Below are 18,754 nucleotides of genomic sequence, written 5' to 3'. Positions count from 1 at the left end.
GCAGACAGGAGTACGCTGGGTCGGCTCGACTGTTTTCCCTCCATGGAACTCGATCATGTCCGATCCACCGCTACCGTCCGACAATCACCTGCTCGCCGCCCTCGCCCATGAAGAACTGCAACGCCTGGCGCCCGACCTTGAAGTGGTCGCGCTGGCGCTCGGCGAGGTGCTGTACGAGCCCGGCGACATCCCCCGCCACGTGTACTTCCCCACCGACTCCATCGTTTCCTTGCTGCACGTCACCGAAAGCGGCGCATCGGCCGAAATCGCCGTGGTCGGCAATGAAGGTCTGGTCGGCATCGCCCTGTTCATGGGCGGCGAAAGCACCTCCAGCCGCGCCGTGGTGCAAAGCGCCGGCAATGCCTTGCGCCTGCCGGGGCAGAAGCTCAAGGATGAATTCAATCGCCATGGCGACTTGCTGTTGCTGATGCTGCGCTACACCCAGGCGCTGATCACCCAGATGTCCCAGACCGCCTTGTGCAACCGGCACCACTCCATCGACCAGCAACTGTGCCGCTGGCTGCTGCTGTCCCTGGACAGGTTGCCCGGCAACCAACTGACCATGACCCAGGAGCTGATCGCCAACATGCTCGGCGTGCGCCGCGAAGGCGTCACCGAAGCGGCCGGCAAGCTGCAGCGCCAGAGCGTGATCGAATACAGCCGCGGGCAGATCAAGGTGCTCGATCGCCCGCAGTTGGAGCGGCTCAGCTGCGAGTGCTATTCGGTGGTCAAGACCGAGACCGATCGGTTGCTGCATTACACGCGGCGCCGCGACAGGTGAGTCTGACGGGCGGCTGAATCGCCCTCAGGTTTCAAGCGACCCGATATTCCACGGTAAGGTGCGTGACCTCATGGACGGGTTGCAGCGCCTGCCGTACATCATCTGCCGACAGCTGCGCCGAGCCGGACACGCTGACGATCGCCGCGCGCGCCTGCGGCCCGACGCGCCACACATGCAGATCGCTGATCTGCAGGGTGCCCGTTTGCGCCAGCAGCTCGCGAATCTCTTGCGCCACGTGCTCGTCGGTCTTGTCCAGCAACACCGCAGAGGTGTCCTTGACCAGCGACCATGCCCAGTTGGCGATGACCACCGCGCCGACGATACCTATCAGCGGATCCAGCCATACCCACCCGAGGAATTTCCCGGCCAGCAATGCGCCGATGGCCAGCAGCGAGGTCACCGCATCGGCCAGCACATGCACGTAGGCCGAGCGGAAATTATTGTCCTCGCCGTGGCCGTGGCCGTGGCCGTGGCCGTGATGATGATCGTGGGCAGGCTCATGGCTGTGGCCGTGAGCATGCCCTGCTCCGCCGGACAGCAGCAGCGCGCTGACGACGTTCACCGCCAGGCCCAGCACCGCGATCCAGGTGGCCGTACCGAACTGCACCTGAGTGGGCTCGAACAGGCGCGTAAGCGATTCGAATGCGATACCGATCGAGATCAGCCCCAGGATCAGCGCCGAAGCGAATCCACCCAGGTCGCCGACCTTGCCGGTGCCAAAGCTATAAGCGCTGTTCGTCGCATGGATGCGCGCGAACCGATAGGCCGCGGCGGCGATGCCCAAGGCGCCGGCATGGGTCGCCATATGAAAGCCGTCGGCCAGCAGCGCCATGGAGCCGGTGAGGTATCCAGCGAAAATTTCGCCGACCATCATGACCACGGTCAGGATCACCACCCACAGGGTGCGTCGAGCGTTGTCATCGTGGCCCGCGCCGAGGAAGTCATGGTTGTGGGAATAAGCTGAGGTGTCGGTTTTCATCGTGCGCTCACTTGCTGTACCGGCGGATCGCTTCGAGAAGTTCCTCGACGCCCTGCTGTCGTTCGTCGTCGCTCAGGCCTGCCTTGGCGACATGCTCGCGAGCGTGGTCCTCGATGATTTCGTCGAGCAACCCGTTCATGGCGCCGCGCGTGGCCGCGACCAGGTGCAGCGTCCTGGCGCAGTCGGCATCGCTTTCCAGCGCCCGCTCGATGGCCTGGACTTGCCCGGCGATGCGTTTGACCCGCTTGAGCAGGTCCTCTTTGGCCGATCTGATGTGGCCCATAGCATACCCCCCTACCCTATATTGACGGGCATGATGCGCGTTTGTCTCTGCGTGAGCAAGGGGTCGGTGTGAGGGCCGCCTGCACATGTCAAAAATGTCCATGGTCTTGATATGAATGTCAGTACGATTAATTTATCGAGGCAACATCAAAAAGCCATTATTTGGATCTACCCATAGCAGGCTAACTAATTAACCCGGTTAATCGATAGCATGCACGGTGCCATTAAAATAAATGCTCTAATTTCTTGCCTTGCCGCGAATCGTTGCTATTACTACTAATCCATAACGCACAAGGGGCAAGGGAATGTCGGGCGCAAAAAAAATGAGCGTCACTCAGCTGACCATGTTGACCGCCGTCAATATGCTGGGCTCGGGAATCGTGTTATTACCCTCCAAACTTGCTGAAGTGGGCGCTATCTCCATCCTCTCGTGGATTGTAACGGCAACCGGCTCGCTGGCGCTGGCCTATGCATTTGCCCGTTGCGGGATGCTCAGTCGCAAGACCGGCGGCATGGGTGGCTACGCCGAATATGCCTTCGGCAAAGGCGGCAACTATATAACCAACTATACCTATGGCGTTTCTCTGCTTATCGCCAATGTCGCCATCAGCATCACCGCGGTCGGTTATATTCAGGTGCTTTTCAATCTACAACTTAGTTCCCTACAGGTCGGGCTTACGACGATTGCGTTGCTGTGGATCACCACGTTCGCCAATTTCGGCGGCGCGCGGATCACCGGCAAGATCGGCGCGATCACCGTATGGGGCGTCATCGCCCCGGTGCTGCTGGTCTCTACGCTAGGCTGGTTCTGGTTCGACAGCAGCGTCTACGCGGCCGGCTGGAACCCCCACGGCAAAGGCTGGTTCCAGGCTGCCGGGGCATCGGTGTCCATTACCCTCTGGGCCTTTCTGGGCCTGGAATCGGCCTGCGCCAACACCGATGCGGTCGAGAACCCGGAGCGCAACGTGCCGATCGCGGTGTTGGGCGGCACGCTGGGAGCGGCGGTGATCTACATCGTCTCCACCAACGTCATCGCCGGCATCGTCGACAACCCAGAACTGGCCAGTTCCACGGCGCCCTTCGGCCTGGTCTTCGCGAAAATGTTCAACCCCATGGTGGGCAGCGTGGTCATGGGGCTGATGGTGCTGGCCTGCATCGGCTCGTTGCTGGGCTGGCAGTTCACCATCGCCCAGGTGTTCAAGAGTTCGGCCGATACCGGGTACTTCCTGCCGATCTTCGCCAAGGCCAACCGCGCCGGCACGCCCATCGTCGGCATGCTGATCCTGCTGGCCGGCCAGACGGCCCTGGGGTTTCTGACAATCAGCCCGGACCTGAGCAAGCAATTCGACATCCTCGTCAACTTGGCGGTGGTCACCAATCTGGTGCCCTACATCCTCTCCATGGCCGCGCTGATGACCCTGCAGATGGTTTCCAACGTGCCGCCACGCCAGGCGCTGATCAGCAATATCGTGGCCTGGATAGCGGCCGCCTACAGCTATCTGGCGCTCTACAGCTCAGGGCCCCAGGCATTGATGCTGGGCGGGGTCGCGACGATCTTCGGCTACACCCTGTTCGGCTTCGTCAATAACCGCCTGATCCGCCTCGAAGCCGTCAACAACAGTGCCCCCACCCAGACGGTCAGCGCCCAGCACATCAGCGGCGAGCCCATACCGGTCAACAACCTGCACGTCGCCCAGGAGGCAAGACCATGACGGAACATCGACAACTGCTCGGCATGCTGGCGCTGCTGGTCAGCAGCGCCCCCGACAAACGCACCGTGTTCGGCCGCGCGCTGAACCAGCTGATCACCGATGTCGAGGAGCGCTCCATCAGCATCCTGATCTCCGAAAGCCTGGCGGATGCGAGCTCGATCCTGCACTCGGACCCCGCCGTTCAGTGCGTGTTGCTCAGTTGGGAAATGGACACCAGCGAAGGTCATCTGGAGTGCATCAAGCTGCTCACCGACCTGCGCGAACGCAACACCCGCGTACCGGTGTTCCTGATCAGCGACCGCAGCACCGCGTCGAGCATCCCGCTGGTGGTCATGCAGCACGCCGACGACTTCATCTGGCTGCCCGAGGACACCAGCCGCTTTCTCAGCGGGCGCATCCTGGCGGCCATCGAGCGCTATCGTCAGGCAGTACTGCCGCCGATGTTCGGCGCGCTGCTCAAGTTCGCTCGCTCCTACGAATACTCCTGGCACACCCCAGGCCATGCGGGCGGTACGGCCTTTCTGAAAAGCACCGCCGGCCGCGCCTTCTACGAGTTTTTCGGGGAAAACCTGCTGCGCTCGGACCTGTCCATTTCGGTCGGCGAACTGGGCTCGCTGCTCGACCACAGCGGTCCCATCGGCCAAGGCGAGCGCTACGCCGCCAAGGTGTTCGGCGCCCACCGTTCGTACTACGTCACCAACGGTTCGTCGACGTCCAACCGGGTCATCCTCATGGCCAGCGTCACCCGCGATCAGATCGCGCTGTGCGACCGCAATTGCCACAAGTCCGCCGAGCACTCCATGACCCTGTCGGGGGCCATCCCGACCTACCTGGTGCCGACCCGCAACCGTTACGGCATCATCGGGCCGATCCTGCCGCAGACCCTGAGCGCCGAGGCGATCAAGGCCGCCATTGCCGCCAATCCGCTGGTGCACGACGGTATCGACCCGACGCCGGTGCATGCCATCGTCACCAACTCCACCTATGACGGCCTGACCTACAACGTCACCCGCGTGGAACAGCTACTTGGCGAGAGCGTCGACCGCCTGCATTTCGACGAAGCCTGGTATGGCTACGCGCGGTTCAATCCGCTGTACCGCGATCGCTTCGCCATGCACGGCGATCCGGCCGATCACGACGCCTCGCGCCCCACCGTATTCGCCACCCAGTCGACCCACAAGCTGCTGGCGGCGTTGTCCCAGGCGTCCATGATCCATGTGCGCAATGGCCGCAATCCGATCCCCCACGGGCGTTTCAACGAGTCGTTCATGATGCATGCCTCGACCTCGCCCAACTACGCGATCATGGCCTCGTGCGACGTCAGCTCGGCCATGATGGAGGCGCCCAGCGGGCAGATCCTGACCAACGAGTCCATCGAGGAAGCCATCGCCTTTCGCCAGGTGATCTCGCGCATGAAGAGCGAAATGCTCAGCCACGACGACTGGTTCTTCTCCTGCTGGCAGCCACCCTCGGTCAAGATTGACGGGCTCGACGTGCCCTTCCACAGCGCCGATCCGGCGGTCCTCAAGAGCGATCCGAACTGTTGGGTGCTGCATCCCGACGAGGTGTGGCACGGCTTCGGCAATATCGAAGATGGCTACTGCATGCTCGACCCCATCAAGGTCTCGGTGCTGAGCCCCGGGATGGGCGACGACGGCGAACTGCTCGACTTCGGCATCCCGGCCTGCGTGCTCAGCGCCTATCTGGGGCACCAGGGCATCGTGGTCGAAAAGACCATTGACTTCACCATCCTGTTCCTGTTCTCGATCGGCATCACCAAAGGCAAATGGGGCACCCTGGTCAATGCGCTGCTGGACTTCAAACGTGACTACGACAGCAACCTGGAGCTGGAACTGGCGCTGCCGGATCTGCTCACCGCCAATCAGCAGCGCTACGCCGGCATGGGTCTGCGCGACCTGGCCGAGGAAATTTTCGCCGCCATGAAGCAACACCGCACCACCTCGACCATGGCCAAGGCGTTCGGCATGCTGCCCGAGGCGCAGTTCAGCCCGGTGCAGGCCTACGAAAAGCTGGTCCGCAACCAGGTCGAACAAGTCTCCCTGGAACAGGCCGCCGGGCGCATCGTCGCCACCGGCATCGTGCCCTACCCGCCCGGCATCCCGCTGTTGATGCCGGGCGAAAACGCCGGCCCGCTGGATGGGCCATTGCTGGGTTATCTGCGTGCACTGGAAAGCTTCGACAAGTCATTTCCAGGCTTCACCCATGACACTCATGGGATTGAAAGCGAGGCGGGAGAATATCGACTGCTGGTATTGGAATGAACGGCCAGGCATCAAGCCTGAATTAACCGATTCAGCTAGAAGCTTGCGAAAGTATCGCGGGTATATCGATATCCGGTTAAAAGGCCCGGCGGATGACAGGTGCCTTGATTGAATATTCCAATATGACGGGGTGTTTATATGGCTATGGATTGGCGTTTACGCAACGTTTTATCGACCAATTCGAATTTGGCCACATTGCTGTTTGCCGGTGACCTGCGCACTTGTATTGGCAGGCGCCTTATCCAACAGGCCGGTATTTATCAGCAAACCAATCGGCAAGCAGGCGCGGAGCAATGTCCTCGGCGGTGCCATTAATCCGTTGGGCAATCGAACTGCAATTCAGCTCAATTCAGGAAGACACAGGATGAACAGCCACATGATAAAAGCTGCCGTTCTCAATTCGCTCCTCTGCAGCGCTTTGCTGGGTCTTGGCGGCTGCGCCGGTTCCCAGGTCGATCCGAGCCAGTATTCAGGTTTTCTCAAGGACTACAGCCGGCTCAAGCCGACGCAGAGTGCGACGGGCGCGCCGGTCATGCGCTGGATAGATACCGACGTCAAGCCTGGGCAATACTCCCAGGTGTTCATCGAGCCCAGCCAGTTCTATCCCAAGCCGCAGCCGACCGCAGCGGTCAGCGTGCAGGTCCTGCAATCGATCTCGCGCTACTACGATGCGGCGCTCAAACGCGAGCTCGGCAAGGACTTCCAGCTGGCGCAAGGGCCTGGCCCCGGGACCATCGTCGTGCGCCCGGCAATCACCGCAGTCGCTACCAGGAATGAAGGTTTCCAGCCCTACGAAATCCTCCCCATCGCCTTGGTGGCTTCTGCCGTCAACAGCGCGGCAGGTGGCCGCGATCAAGAAGTCGAGATCGCCACCGAGGCCGCCTTTCTCGATGGCGGCAACCAGAAGGTACTGGCCCAAGTCGTGCGCAAAGGCGCTGGCAAATCCCTTGAAAACGCCCAGACCCAACTGACGCTCGACGATGTGAAACCGGTACTGGACGGCTGGGCGTCGGACATGCGCTTGAGCTACGAAAGGTTCAAGGCCGGATATTGACGACTGATCGACCAGCCCAGTGTCGGTCTGACGCCAGTGCCAGTGAAATGGACCGAGTGGAGACCGCCGCCTTCGCCCACGGCAAGAAACGCTGGGCGATCACTCAAGACGCGGTCATCCGCTCCAGGCTATTGCTCAAATGCAGCCACATCGCCGCCCGCGCGGCCTCCGGGTCCTGGCGGCGAATGGCTCGCAAGATCGCTTCATGCTCCTGATTGGCCTGCCGCCCGAATGGCATCAAGTCCGTGCTGCCGCGCTCCTGGGCATTGATCCGGGTGCGGGGAATCACTGAACTGCCGAGGTGATGAATGATGTCAGTGAAGTACACATTGCCGGTCGCCTCGGCGATCAGCCGATGGAAACGCACATCGGCTTCGACGCTGCTGTCATTGTTTGCCAGCGAATTCTGGTAGTCGTCCAGCGCCTGACGCATCTGCAGCAGTTGCTCTTCGCTGCGGCGCACGGCGGCCAGTGCCGCTGCCTGGGTTTCCAGCCCGAGGCGCAGCTCGAGAATGCCACGCACGCTGAGTTCGGTGTCGCGGGTCAGGTGTAGGCCTTGGCGCTCGTCGCGCGCCAGCACGAAGGTGCCGATCCCGTGGCGCGTCTCGACCAGGCCAGAGGCCTGCAACTGGGAAATCGCCTCGCGCACCACGGTGCGGCTGACGCCATGCTCGCGTACCAGGGTGGACTCGGAGGGCATTTTCTCGCCCGGTGCGATCTGACCGAGGCGGATGCGCTGGGTCAGGCCGGCCACGATTTCGTGGGCCAGACCCGGTGAACGCTTGGGGGCTAGGGTTTCGTCTTGCATGGCGCAGTCCATCGGCTTCGGTGGGCGGATATTAGCACCTGTGGCCTGTGGGTTGATGGGCGCTCCGGCTGGCCCCTTCGCGGGCAAGCCCTGCTCCTACAGGTGTAAGGCTTCTGAACTGAGCACCTGGTGGAGCAAAATTATCACTTGTGGCCTGTGGGTTGATGGGCGCTCCGGCTGGCCCCTTCGCGGGCAAGTCCTGCTCCTACAGGTGTACGGCTTCTGAACTGAGCAGCTGGTGGGAGCAAAGCTTGTTCGCGAAGGGGCCGCTCCAGCCAACGCCTATCTCGTCAGACAACTAATAATAGGTAAAATTTTTACCCAACAATTATTGCAGTAAATCCAGATCAACTCGTATGATGTCTGTCATCCAGGCGCCGATGACTAGCCATGACGACCTGTACAGCCAGCGGCAACCTGCCCAGGCGCATCCAGTCCCCATAAAAATAATCAGCGGGAGTTCCGACTGTGAACGATTCAATCAACGCCCCCACTGCGTCCGCCGGTAACACCGTGCTGGCGCGGGCCATCGCCAAGGTCAAGCGCCGCGTCTTGCCGCTGTTCGTGGTGATGTTCATCGTCAACTACCTCGACCGCGTCAACATCGGCTTCGTGCGCACGCACATGGAGCACGATCTGGGCATCGGCGCGGCGGCGTACGGCTTTGGCGCCGGGCTGTTCTTCATCGGCTATGCACTGTTCGAAGTGCCGTCCAACCTGCTGCTGCAGAAGGTCGGCGCGCGCATCTGGCTGACCCGAATCATGTTCACCTGGGGCATCACCGCGACGTTGATGGCCTTCATCCAGAACGAAACCCACTTCTATATCCTGCGCTTTTTGCTGGGCGTGGCCGAAGCCGGGTTCTTCCCGGGGGTGATCTACTACTTCACCCGCTGGCTGCCGGGTGCCGAGCGCGGCAAGGCGATCGCCATCTTCCTCAGCGGTTCGGCGCTGGCATCGTTGATCAGCGGGCCGCTGTCCGGTGTGCTGCTGCAGATCACCGGGCTGGGCCTGCACGGTTGGCAGTGGATGTACATCATCGAAGGCCTGGCCTCGGTGGCGCTCTGCGTGTTCGTGTGGTTCTGGCTCGACTCCAGGCCCCATGATGCAAAATGGCTGAGCGGCGACGAGAAGGATGCCCTGGTGGGAGAAATCGACCGCGAACAGCGCGCGCGCGACGCCGCCACCACGGTCAAGCCGACGATCGCCACACTGCTCAAGGACCGCCAGATCCTGCTGTTCTGCGCGCTGTACTTCTGCATTCAGCTGACCATCTACGCCGCCACCTTCTGGCTGCCCAGCATCATCAAGAAGATGGGCGACCTCAGCGATATCCAGGTGGGTTTCTACAACTCCATCCCCTGGCTGATCTCGATCGTGGCGATGTACGCCTTCGCGGCGCTGTCGGGCAAGTTCAAGTTCCAGCAAGCCTGGGTCGCCGCCGCGCTGCTGGTGGCGGCGCTGGGCATGTTCCTGTCGACCACCGGTGGCCCGATCTTCGCCTTTGTCGCCATCTGCTTCGCGGCCATCGGCTTCAAGTCGGCCTCGTCGCTGTTCTGGCCGATCCCGCAGGGCTATCTGGACGCGCGCATTGCCGCTGCGGTCATCGCCCTGATCAACTCCATCGGCAACCTGGGCGGCTTCTTTGCCCCGGCTACTTTCGGCTTTCTGGAACAGTCCACCGGCTCGATCCAGGGTGGCCTCTATGGCTTGGCCGGGACCTCGGTAATAGCCGCGATCCTGGTGTTCTTCGCCCGCACCCTGCCCAAGCCAGGCGCCGCCCCCACCGCCACACCCACCGCCGGCGCTTCGACGCTGGGCCCGTCGCACTGAACAGACACAACAAGGAATCGACACCATGAATTCGGAACTCCAGCACCACGCCAGCCACGCCCCCGTCGTCACCAGCCTGCAGGTCATTCCAGTGGCCGGCCACGACAGCATGCTGATGAACCTCAGCGGCGCCCACGGCCCGTTCTTCACTCGCAACATCGTGATCCTCAAGGACAGCGCCGGCCACACCGGCGTGGGTGAAGTGCCCGGTGGCGAGCGCATCCGCGAAACGCTGGAAGACGCGCGCAGCCTGGTGGTCGGCCAGCCCATCGGCCAGTACCAGCGCATCCTCAATCAGATGCGCAGCACCTTCGCGGCCCGCGACGCCGGCGGCCGCGGCCTGCAGACGTTCGATCTGCGCATCACCATCCACGCCGTCACCGCCATGGAAGCCGCCCTGCTCGACCTGCTCGGGCAGTTCCTCGAAGTACCGGTGGCCGCCCTGCTCGGCGAAGGCCAGCAACGCGATGCGGTGAAGATGCTCGGCTACCTTTTCTACATCGGCGACCGTAACGCCACTGACCTTGCCTACCGCAACGAGGCCGACGCCAGCGACGACTGGACCCGCCTGCGCCACGAGCAAGCCATGACCCCGCAAGCCATCGTGCGCCTGGCCGAAGCCGCCAAGGCGAGGTACGGCTTCAACGACTTCAAGCTCAAAGGTGGCGTGCTGCGCGGCGCCGAGGAAATCGAAGCGGTCACCGCCCTGGCCGAACGCTTCCCGGACGCGCGCATCACCCTCGACCCCAACGGCGCCTGGTCCTTGAAAGAGGCCATCAGCCTGTGCCGCGACCAGCATCACGTGCTGGCCTATGCCGAAGACCCGTGCGGCGCTGAAAACGGCTACTCGGGCCGTGAGGTGATGGCCGAGTTCCGCCGCGCCACCGGCCTGCCCACCGCGACCAACATGATCGCCACCGACTGGCGCGAGATGGGCCATGCCATCCAGTTGCAATCGGTGGACATCCCGCTGGCCGACCCGCACTTCTGGACCATGCAAGGCTCGGTGCGGGTCGCGCAGATGTGCCACGAATGGGGCCTGACCTGGGGCTCGCACTCCAACAACCACTTCGACATTTCGCTGGCGATGTTCACCCAGGTGGCCGCCGCCGCGCCGGGCGAGACTACCGCGATCGACACCCACTGGATCTGGCAGGACGGCCAGCGCCTGACCAAGGCGCCGCTGCAAATCGTCGACGGTTTGGTCAAGGTCCCCGCCAAGCCGGGGCTCGGGGTGGACATCGACATGGACGCCGTGGCCAAGGCCCATGAGCTGTACAAAGGCATGGGCCTGGGGGCGCGGGATGACAGCGTCGCCATGCAGTTCCTGATTCCGGGCTGGCGCTTCAACAACAAGGCGCCTTGCCTGGTGCGCTGAGCGCGCCCCGCAGGGGACGTAGAGCGCCAGTCCAGGCGAACGCCTGCTGCAGCAGCCCGGCTCCGGGAATGCTGCCCAGCAACTGGCGCGTGTACCCATGCGCCGGCTGCTCGAACACCTGCTGGCAAGGCCCTGCTCCACCACCTTGCCAGCGCCCATCACCACCACCTGATCGGACAGCCGCCGCACCGTCGCCAGGTCATGGGGAATGAACGGATAACTCAACCCCAGACGCTGCTGCGGCTCGTTCATCCCTGCGCGTGGGCATAAGGTTATGCATAAACGATATTTAGCCATGAACCGTTAGAACCATATGATCGAAAATCGGCACCCTTTATAGCCTCGAGTATTCAGCGCCTGCAGGGTGCCGTGTTCGTCGACAAGACACTGGTCATCGACGAGTCAAGTTCGCAAGGAATGCGCGTCACTCCCCATCCCGGAGCTTCCTCCATGAATGCCGTCAAAGCGTTAACCTTGCCCGCTGTATTGGGTTCAGCTGTGTTGTTGAATGCGCTGTGTTCATTACCCGCCATGGCCGGGTTGCTGGAAAAGGGTCGGGCCGACGGGCTGACGGCGGGCATCGCCAACGAGCAGCCTTATGCCTATATCGGCACGGACGGCAAGGCCACCGGCGCCAACGTCGAGATATTGAAAGCCGTGCTGGCACCGCTGGGTATCAGCAAGATTGAAACCCCGATCACCGACTTCGGTTCGCTGGTACCGGGGCTGGCCGCCGGACGCTTCGATTTGATCGGCGCCGGGCTGTTCATCAACCCGTCGCGCTGCAAGGTGATCGGTTACTCGAACCCGGTCACCCGCTCCGGCGGGGCCTTTATCGTCAAGGCCGGCAATCCGCTGAAGCTGCACAGCCTCAAGGACGTCGCCGCCAACGGCAAAGCGCGACTGGCCACCCAGCCAGGCAGCAATCAGGTGCAGGAAGCCAAGGACAGCGGCATCGCCAACGCCAACGTGGTGCTGTTCGACAAGGACACCGAAGCCCTGGCCGCGCTGCAAGCCGGTCGCGTCGACGTGGTGTACTTCCCTGACGCCGAAATCATCAGCCTGGTGAAGAAGGCCGACAGCCCGGCCATCGAACGGGCCCTGCCGTTCGAGCAGATCGCCGATGCCCAGGGCAAGCCGACCTGGAATTACCACGCCTACGGACTGCCCAAGAACGATCCCGAATTCACCGCGGCCTTCAACGCGCAACTGGCCAAGCTGCGCGCCTCGGGCGAGCTGCTGAAAATCCTGCAAAAATACGGCTACACCGAGAACGAACTGCCGGACACCTCGGTGACTGCCGAGCAACGCTGCAGCCTCTGACCCTGGCGTAGTGCGGATGCACGACGAGACTTCTCGATGCCTGCCCCGCACGCCTCGCGCCTGGGCCTGAGTGGCGTTTCAGGCGAATGAATGCTGACCTTCACCCACCCAACACTGGCGGGTCTGGAGCTGACGTGATGTTTTTCGATCCCTCTGTTGTAGACACGGCGGGCTTTATCGCCCGTCAGTTGGCATCGGGTGCACTGTTGACGCTGGAAATCACCCTGCTGGCGCAGCTCGTGGTGGTGGTGATGTCGTTCATCATCGCCTTGATGCGCCTCTCGCCCTGGCGGGCGCTGCGCTGGATCGCTACGGTCTACGTCGAAATCCTGCGGGGTATTTCGGCCTTGGTCCTGCTGTTCTATCTGTTCTTCATCCTGCCGCTGTTCGGTATCAGGCTGTCGCCGATGACCACCGGGGTCATCGGCCTGGGCCTGACGTTTTCAGCCTATGGTTCGGAAATCGTACGCTCGGCGCTGGCCAACGTCAGCCGCGGCCAACGGGATGCGGTGCGGGCCCTGGACTTCGACGCATTCACGGCGTTGCGGCGGATCATCCTGCCCCAGTCCCTGCCGTTCATGCTGCCGCCCATGGGCAATCAACTGGTCGAGCTGCTGAAGACCACGTCCCTGGTGTCGCTGATCAGCTTGAGCGACCTGACCTTCTCCGGCGCGCAGTTGATCACCACATTGGGCCAGCAGACGCTGATCTGGTGCATCGTGCTGGTCTGCTACTTCCTGATGGCCTGGCCGTTGAGTTGGCTGGTGCGCCGCTATGAGCGCCACATAACGGCCTGGCGTCAGGAGCCGAGCCCATGAGTTTCGATTACGCGTTTGCCTGGTCGATCCTGCCGGATTTGCTTCAGGGCTTGCTGGTGACCCTGCAGGTGGTGGTGCTGGGGTTCCTGCTGGCCGTGATGGTGGGGCTGGTGCTGGCGATCGTTCAGCGCTCGAACAGCGTCTGGCTGCAACGGCTGAGCGGCGGCTACCTGAGCTTCTTTCGCCACACGCCGTTGATGGTGCAGTTGTACGTGCTGTTTTTCGCCTTGCCCTTGGCCGGTATCACCCTGCCGGCCATTTCCACCGGGGTCATCGGCCTTGGTCTCTATTACGGTGCCTACATTGCCGAAGCCTATCGCGGTGCCATTGACGGTGTGCCGGCCGGACAGTGGGAAGCCGCAAGGGCGCTGGACTTCGACACCGCCACCACCTGGCAACGGATCATCCTGCCCCAGGCGCTGAAACCGATGCTGCCGGTGCTCGGCAACTACCTGATCGGCATGTTCAAGGAAACGCCTCTGCTGGCGGTCATCACCATCCCCGAGCTGTTCCAGGCGACCAAGCAGATCGCCGGCATGACCTATCGCTACAACGAACCGTACACGGTCATGGCCCTGATGTTTCTGGCGATCAGCCTGCCCACTTCCCTGTTGTTCAAATTTCTCGAAAGGCGCCGTCATGTCTGATCTCGCACACAACGTTCCAGGGGCGCCGCCGCAGATATTGCTCAAGCAGGTGGTCAAGAATTTCGGCAAGACCCGGGTCATCGACCACCTCGACCTGAGCATCCCCCAAGGCCAGAAGGTCGCGCTGATCGGCCCCAGCGGCTCCGGCAAATCCACGGTGCTGCGCCTGATCAAGGGCCTGGAAAGCTATCAGCAAGGCAGTATCGAAGTGGCCGGTGCCGCAGTGCCGGGCGCTCGCCCAGGCTGGCGCTGGCCCGGGTCGAAAAAGCCACCGGTGGTGCACCGGGTCGGCATGGTGTTTCAGCAATTCAACCTGTTCCCGCACCTCACGGTGGAGGAGAACATCACCGAAGCCCCCTTGCGCGTATTGCAGCTCAGCCAGGAGCAAGCGCAGGCCCGCGCGGATGAATACCTCGGCCTGGTAGGCCTGCAGCACAAGGCTGCGGCCTATCCGGGGCAGCTTTCCGGCGGCCAGCAACAACGTGTGGCGATCGCTCGGGCGCTGGCGATGCGTCCGCAGGTGATGTTGTTCGACGAAGTCACCTCCGCGCTCGACCCGGAGCTGGTCGGTGAGGTACTGGCGGTGATCCGTGCCATCGCTCACGCGCAGAACACCACCTTGTTGCTGGTGACCCACGAGATGAAGTTCGCCGAAGAAATCGCCGACCGGGTGCTGTTCATGGAAGGCGGGCGAATCCTTGCCGACGGCACGCCACAGCAGATACTGGTCGAGCCGGACGATGAACGCACACGACGCTTTCTCAATCGGGTGGAGCAGCGCTGACGGGCGCATCGGTGCTGACCGTACCTCGGCGCTGAAAGGGTGCAGTGCACCAAAGCAAAGCGCCATCATCCGCTCGCGTTGCATGAACATCCTTGCCACGTGGGGGCCGGACACCCGCGACTGCATTGGATTTGAATCAAACCAATCGAAACACCACCGAATCGACCCACCCGATTCATCATCGGGGCAGCTGCGTCCCGCCCCGTACTGAATCAAATGAATCATCCGCAAAAAATCTGGCACAAGCGTTGCAAACTTTGACTTGACTCAGCATTTGTGACGGTACGCCCATGGATCGCGAAGGCTTCTGCACCCTTCTGCAACAACAGTTCGACACCTTCCCGCGTCAGGAGCGGGCGGCCGCGAGCTTTATCCTCGACAACATCAATGAAGTGGCGGTGATGTCGATGCGCGACCTGGCCCGGTTGGCCAACGTACCGCCTTCGACCATGACGCGGCTGGCCAAGCGCGCGGGCCTGGCCGGCTACGACCAGTTGCGCGAGCTGTTCATCGATTCCCTGCGTGGGCAAAGCAACGCCTATGGCAGCCGCGCCCACGAACTGGTGGAACTCAAGCAGCGCGTGGGCGAACACCAGGTGATCGAAGACATGGCCAATAACGCCATCGAACACATCCAGGCGATGTGCAACCCGGCCAACCTGGACGCCATTTCCCGCGCGGTGAAGCTGCTGGCCGGCGCCCGCCAGGTGTATTGCCTGGGGATGCGCTCCTCGTTCGGCGTGGCGTTTCAGTTTTCCCACCTGGCGTCCTATTTCGGCAGCAACGTGCGCCTGGTGGAGGGCGCCGGCGAAAGTGGCGTCATGTCGATCATCAACCAGGCGTCGATCAAGGATGTCGCCCTGGTGTGCAGCCTGCCCCGCTACTCGCGCCGGCTGATCACCCTGACCAACTTCCTGCATCAGCAAGGCGTGAAGGTCATCACCATCACCGACAGCGTGACCTCGCCCACGGCGCGCATCGCGGCGCAGACCATCATCGTCAGGAACCAGTCGCCGTCGTTTTTCGACACGGTGGTGCCGGCCATGCTGGTCAGCGAAATCCTGGTGGCGTTGATGTCGGCCAATTCCAAGCCGGATATCGAAACCGCCGTCACCCAGGCGGAAGAAAAACTTATCAGCCTCGGCGAATGGTGGGACCTGGGCTGACCCGCCCTGCTCACCGCGACCGTCGCACGCATTGACCCAACCTTGATCAGCGGAGCTCCATGATGAACCTAGCAAGCAAATCCCTTAAGGCCGCGGTACTTGCCAGCGGGCTGTTCGCCGCACTGTCCTCCACACTCGCCCTGGCCGGCGAGGCCTACGATCACATCGTCAAGAGCAACCAGGTGCGCATCGCCGTGCCCGTCGACTATCCGCCCTATGGATTCGTCGGCCCGGACATGGCGCCTCAGGGCCTGGACATCGACGTCGCCAGGCTGATGGCGAAAAAACTCGGGGTCAACCTGCTGCTGGTGCCGGTGACTGCACCTAACCGCGTGGCGTATCTGCAATCGGGCAAGGCCGACTTCACCATCTCCTCGCTGGGCAAGACTGCCGAGCGCGAGAAGGTCATCGACTACAGCATCGCCTACTCGCCGTTCTTCGACGCGGTGTTCGGCAAGAAGGCCCTGGCGGTGAAATCCATGGTCGATCTGGCCGGCCATTCGGTGTCGGTGACCCGCGGCTCGATGCAGGACAAGGAGCTGACCGACATGGCCCCGCAAGCCATCACCAAGCGCTTCGAGGACAACAACAGCACCATCGCCGCGTTCATGTCCGGGCAGACCGAAATGGCCGCTGTCGGCACCACCGTAGTCAGCGCTCTGACCCAGAAGAACCCGGGGCTGGACATGGAGCTCAAGGTGGTGCTGTCCAACTCGCCCAACTACATCGGCATGAACAAGGGTGAGCCGGAGCTGCGTGACAAGGTCAACCAGATCATTCGCGACGCCAAGGCCGATGGCACCCTCGATGGCATCTCCAGGAAGTGGCTCGGCCAACCGATGGGCGATCTGCCTGAGTGATGACGAGCACCTTCGATACCACCCTGAGCTCACTGGCGCGCTGGAGCGCGTCGGTGCGCTTCGAAGACATCCCGCCTGAGGTCGTCGACATCGCCCGGCGGTGCGCCATCGACACGGTGGGCGTGACCCTGGCCGGTAGCGCCAGCCCGGTCGCCCGCCAGGCCCGTGCGGTAGCGATGAGCACGGCGCAGGCAGGCGCTGCCTGGCTGATCGGTGGCGGCGATGCCCTCTGCGCTCCGGCGGCGGCCTTCGTCAATGCCAGCGCAGGCCACGCGCTGGATTTCGATGACAACTGCAATGCCGGCTTCGTCCACGGTTCTGTGGTGATCTGGCCGGCGGCATTGGCCGTGGCGCAGCAGTGCGACCTGGACGGTGCTCGGCTGTTGAGCGCCTTAGTGGTGGGCGCCGAGTGCCAATACACCTTGGCCGAGCTGCTCACGCGCTCGGTCTATGATCGTGGCTGGTGGACCACCGGCCTGCTCGGCACCCTGGGCGCCTGCGCCGCGGCCTGTCATGGGCTGGGTCTGGATGCCGAGCGCAGCGCCAACGCCATGGGCATCGCCCTGGCGGGCAGCGGCGGTCTGAAAGCCGGTTTCGGCACCGACGCCAAGACCTTGATGGCGGGACGCGCCAGTGAAGCGGGCGTGCTCGCGGCATTGCTCGCAGCCCAAGGCTGCAGCGGCCCGCTGGATATCGTCGAGCATCCGCGCGGCCTGGCGGCGATGTTCGCCGGCGCGGCGGTCTCGCCCGTTGCGGGCCTGGGGCGTGACTGGAAGCTGCTGTCGCCCGGCGTCGATATCAAAAGGATCCCGGTGTGCCTGTCGTCCCATGCCGCCATCGATGCCCTGGGCGAGATCCTGTCAGGCCAGGGCCTGGCGGTTGCGGATATTCGCCAGATCGTCTGTGACGTGCCGGCGCTGGTCATCCAGAACCTGATCCACGATCGGCCCGCCACACCCCAGCAGGCACAGTTCAGCATGCCGTTCGCCTTGGCCTGCAGCAGCATCAGCGGCGGCCCGACGCTGGACTCCCTGAGCCACGCGACCCTCGAAAACCCGCGGATACGCCAGTTGATGAGCCGCATCGTCATGCACACCAGCGAGCGCTGGACCGAGGCATTGCGCCGCAGCGCCCCCGAAGGCGCCTGGGTAACGGTCGTGACCCACGACGGCCGCATGTTCGAGCGGTTTTGTGCGCGGCCCCGAGGCAGTGCTGCCCAGCCGCTGACCGCCGCCGAGCTGCAAGGCAAATTCCGCCACTGCGCAGGTCGCGTATTGGCGAGCGAAGAGGTCGGCACACTGCTGGACCGGCTCGAACGCTTGCAGGACCTGCCCCGTGCCCGCGCGCTCTTTACCCCCGCCGTACCGCTAGAAGGCATTACCCCATGAAGCTCGATTTCACCGCCGTACTCAATCAATGGCCGCAGCTGCTCGATGGCTTGCAAATGACGATATTCCTCACCCTGATGGCTGCGCTGCTCGGCACCCTGATCGGCATCGCCTGCGGCGTGGCACGCAGCAAGGGCCCGCAGTGGCTGCGCTGGAGCGTGGGGTTGTACGTCGAGTTGATCCGCAACACACCGTTCATCATCCAGTTGTTTTTCATCTTCTTCGGGCTGCCGAGCCTGGGGCTGAAAATGACCGCCCTGAGCGCGGCCATCCTGGCCAACGTCATCAACCTGGGCGCCTACGTCAGCGAGATCGCCCGGTCGGGGATCGAAGCCACGCCGCAAGGGCAGATCGAGGCGGCGCAGAGCCTGGCGCTGGATCGCTGGCAGATCTTCACGCGGGTGATTCTGCCGCCGGCTCTCAAGCGCGTGTGGCCCGCCCTGGTGAGCCAGATAATCATCATCATGCTGGGCTCGGCGGTGTGCAGCCAGATCTCCACCGAAGAGCTGTCCTACGTCGCCAACCAGATATCCAGCACCTCGTTCCGCAGTTTCGAAACCTACATCGTGGTCGCCGCCCTGTATCTGGGCCTGGCCATCGCCTTGCGTCGCGCCCTGAACTGGGCCGGTCCACGCTTCATCTTCGGCCGCTGAGGGCGC

17 protein-coding genes are annotated in these 18,754 nt (G+C 62.8%); 14 read left to right on the top strand and 3 right to left on the bottom strand.

Translation table 11 applies throughout. The features are described 5' to 3' along the window. Positions 1-55 precede the first annotated feature (55 nt). Positions 56-781, top strand: a complete 726-nt coding sequence (locus AC3WJP_RS23530) for a Crp/Fnr family transcriptional regulator (RefSeq protein ID WP_493723156.1) — start codon at positions 56-58, stop codon at positions 779-781. Positions 782-812: 31 nt separating this feature from the next. Here AC3WJP_RS23530 and dmeF read toward each other — a convergent pair whose 3' ends face one another. Continuing rightward, the gene (dmeF, locus tag AC3WJP_RS23525) at positions 813-1,760 is read right to left on the bottom strand and encodes a CDF family Co(II)/Ni(II) efflux transporter DmeF (protein ID WP_493723157.1); all 948 of its coding nucleotides are present in this window, start codon (positions 1,758-1,760) and stop codon (positions 813-815) included. Positions 1,761-1,767: 7 nt separating this feature from the next. Beyond that, positions 1,768-2,043, bottom strand: a complete 276-nt coding sequence (locus AC3WJP_RS23520; protein ID WP_493723158.1) for a metal/formaldehyde-sensitive transcriptional repressor — start codon at positions 2,041-2,043, stop codon at positions 1,768-1,770. Between the two features lie 304 nt (positions 2,044-2,347). On the opposite strand from AC3WJP_RS23520, the gene potE reads away from it, so the two are divergent. The 3 genes from potE to AC3WJP_RS23505 all read left to right on the top strand — a co-directional run bounded on the left by potE (position 2,348) and on the right by AC3WJP_RS23505 (position 7,090). After that, a complete protein-coding gene (potE, locus tag AC3WJP_RS23515; RefSeq protein ID WP_493723159.1) occupies positions 2,348-3,754 on the top strand; it encodes a putrescine-ornithine antiporter in 1,407 nt (468 codons plus the stop codon). Then, positions 3,751-6,036 carry an Orn/Lys/Arg family decarboxylase gene (locus AC3WJP_RS23510; protein WP_493723160.1) on the top strand — a complete coding sequence of 762 codons (2,286 nt, stop codon included), beginning with the start codon at positions 3,751-3,753 and terminating at the stop codon, positions 6,034-6,036. The genes potE and AC3WJP_RS23510 overlap by 4 nt, the downstream gene beginning before the upstream one ends. Positions 6,037-6,400: 364 nt before the next feature. After that, positions 6,401-7,090: a DUF3313 domain-containing protein gene (locus AC3WJP_RS23505; RefSeq protein WP_493723161.1), complete on the top strand. Its 690-nt coding sequence runs from the start codon at positions 6,401-6,403 to the stop codon at positions 7,088-7,090. Positions 7,091-7,193: 103 nt separating this feature from the next. On the opposite strand, the gene AC3WJP_RS23500 is transcribed toward AC3WJP_RS23505, so the two are convergent. Then, positions 7,194-7,898 (bottom strand): FadR/GntR family transcriptional regulator, encoded by a 705-nt coding sequence (locus AC3WJP_RS23500; protein WP_493723162.1) that lies wholly within the window; start codon positions 7,896-7,898, stop codon positions 7,194-7,196. Between the two features lie 468 nt (positions 7,899-8,366). Here AC3WJP_RS23500 and AC3WJP_RS23495 point away from each other — a divergent pair, with 468 nt between their 5' ends. From AC3WJP_RS23495 to AC3WJP_RS23450, 10 genes are all read left to right on the top strand, one after another. Next, positions 8,367-9,731: an MFS transporter gene (locus AC3WJP_RS23495; RefSeq protein ID WP_493723163.1), complete on the top strand. Its 1,365-nt coding sequence runs from the start codon at positions 8,367-8,369 to the stop codon at positions 9,729-9,731. A gap of 25 nt (positions 9,732-9,756) precedes the next feature. After that, the gene (gene gudD, locus AC3WJP_RS23490) at positions 9,757-11,109 is read left to right on the top strand and encodes a glucarate dehydratase (protein ID WP_493723164.1); all 1,353 of its coding nucleotides are present in this window, start codon (positions 9,757-9,759) and stop codon (positions 11,107-11,109) included. A gap of 450 nt (positions 11,110-11,559) precedes the next feature. Next, the gene (gene ehuB, locus AC3WJP_RS23485; RefSeq protein WP_493723165.1) at positions 11,560-12,432 is read left to right on the top strand and encodes an ectoine/hydroxyectoine ABC transporter substrate-binding protein EhuB; all 873 of its coding nucleotides are present in this window, start codon (positions 11,560-11,562) and stop codon (positions 12,430-12,432) included. Positions 12,433-12,569: 137 nt separating this feature from the next. Then, on the top strand, positions 12,570-13,250 hold the full coding sequence (gene ehuC / locus AC3WJP_RS23480) for an ectoine/hydroxyectoine ABC transporter permease subunit EhuC (RefSeq protein ID WP_493723166.1): 681 nt from the start codon (positions 12,570-12,572) through the stop codon (positions 13,248-13,250). Then, positions 13,247-13,897 carry an ectoine/hydroxyectoine ABC transporter permease subunit EhuD gene (gene ehuD, locus AC3WJP_RS23475; protein WP_493723167.1) on the top strand — a complete coding sequence of 217 codons (651 nt, stop codon included), beginning with the start codon at positions 13,247-13,249 and terminating at the stop codon, positions 13,895-13,897. The genes ehuC and ehuD overlap by 4 nt, the downstream gene beginning before the upstream one ends. Continuing rightward, on the top strand, positions 13,890-14,681 hold the full coding sequence (locus AC3WJP_RS23470) for an amino acid ABC transporter ATP-binding protein (protein ID WP_493723168.1): 792 nt from the start codon (positions 13,890-13,892) through the stop codon (positions 14,679-14,681). The genes ehuD and AC3WJP_RS23470 overlap by 8 nt, the downstream gene beginning before the upstream one ends. A gap of 290 nt (positions 14,682-14,971) precedes the next feature. After that, positions 14,972-15,847 (top strand): MurR/RpiR family transcriptional regulator, encoded by an 876-nt coding sequence (locus tag AC3WJP_RS23465; RefSeq protein ID WP_493723169.1) that lies wholly within the window; start codon positions 14,972-14,974, stop codon positions 15,845-15,847. Positions 15,848-15,909: 62 nt separating this feature from the next. After that, positions 15,910-16,707: a transporter substrate-binding domain-containing protein gene (locus AC3WJP_RS23460; protein WP_493723170.1), complete on the top strand. Its 798-nt coding sequence runs from the start codon at positions 15,910-15,912 to the stop codon at positions 16,705-16,707. Further along, positions 16,707-18,095 (top strand): MmgE/PrpD family protein, encoded by a 1,389-nt coding sequence (locus AC3WJP_RS23455; RefSeq protein WP_493723171.1) that lies wholly within the window; start codon positions 16,707-16,709, stop codon positions 18,093-18,095. Before AC3WJP_RS23460 ends, AC3WJP_RS23455 begins: the two co-directional genes overlap by 1 nt. After that, entirely contained in the window at positions 18,092-18,748 is a 657-nt protein-coding gene (locus AC3WJP_RS23450) for an amino acid ABC transporter permease (protein WP_493723172.1), read from the top strand. Before AC3WJP_RS23455 ends, AC3WJP_RS23450 begins: the two co-directional genes overlap by 4 nt. The last annotated feature ends 6 nt before the right edge of the window (positions 18,749-18,754 follow it).

This window comes from Pseudomonas sp. GW821-FHT01A09, assembly GCF_058986725.1.
This window is presented reverse-complemented; position numbering and strand designations above follow the sequence as displayed.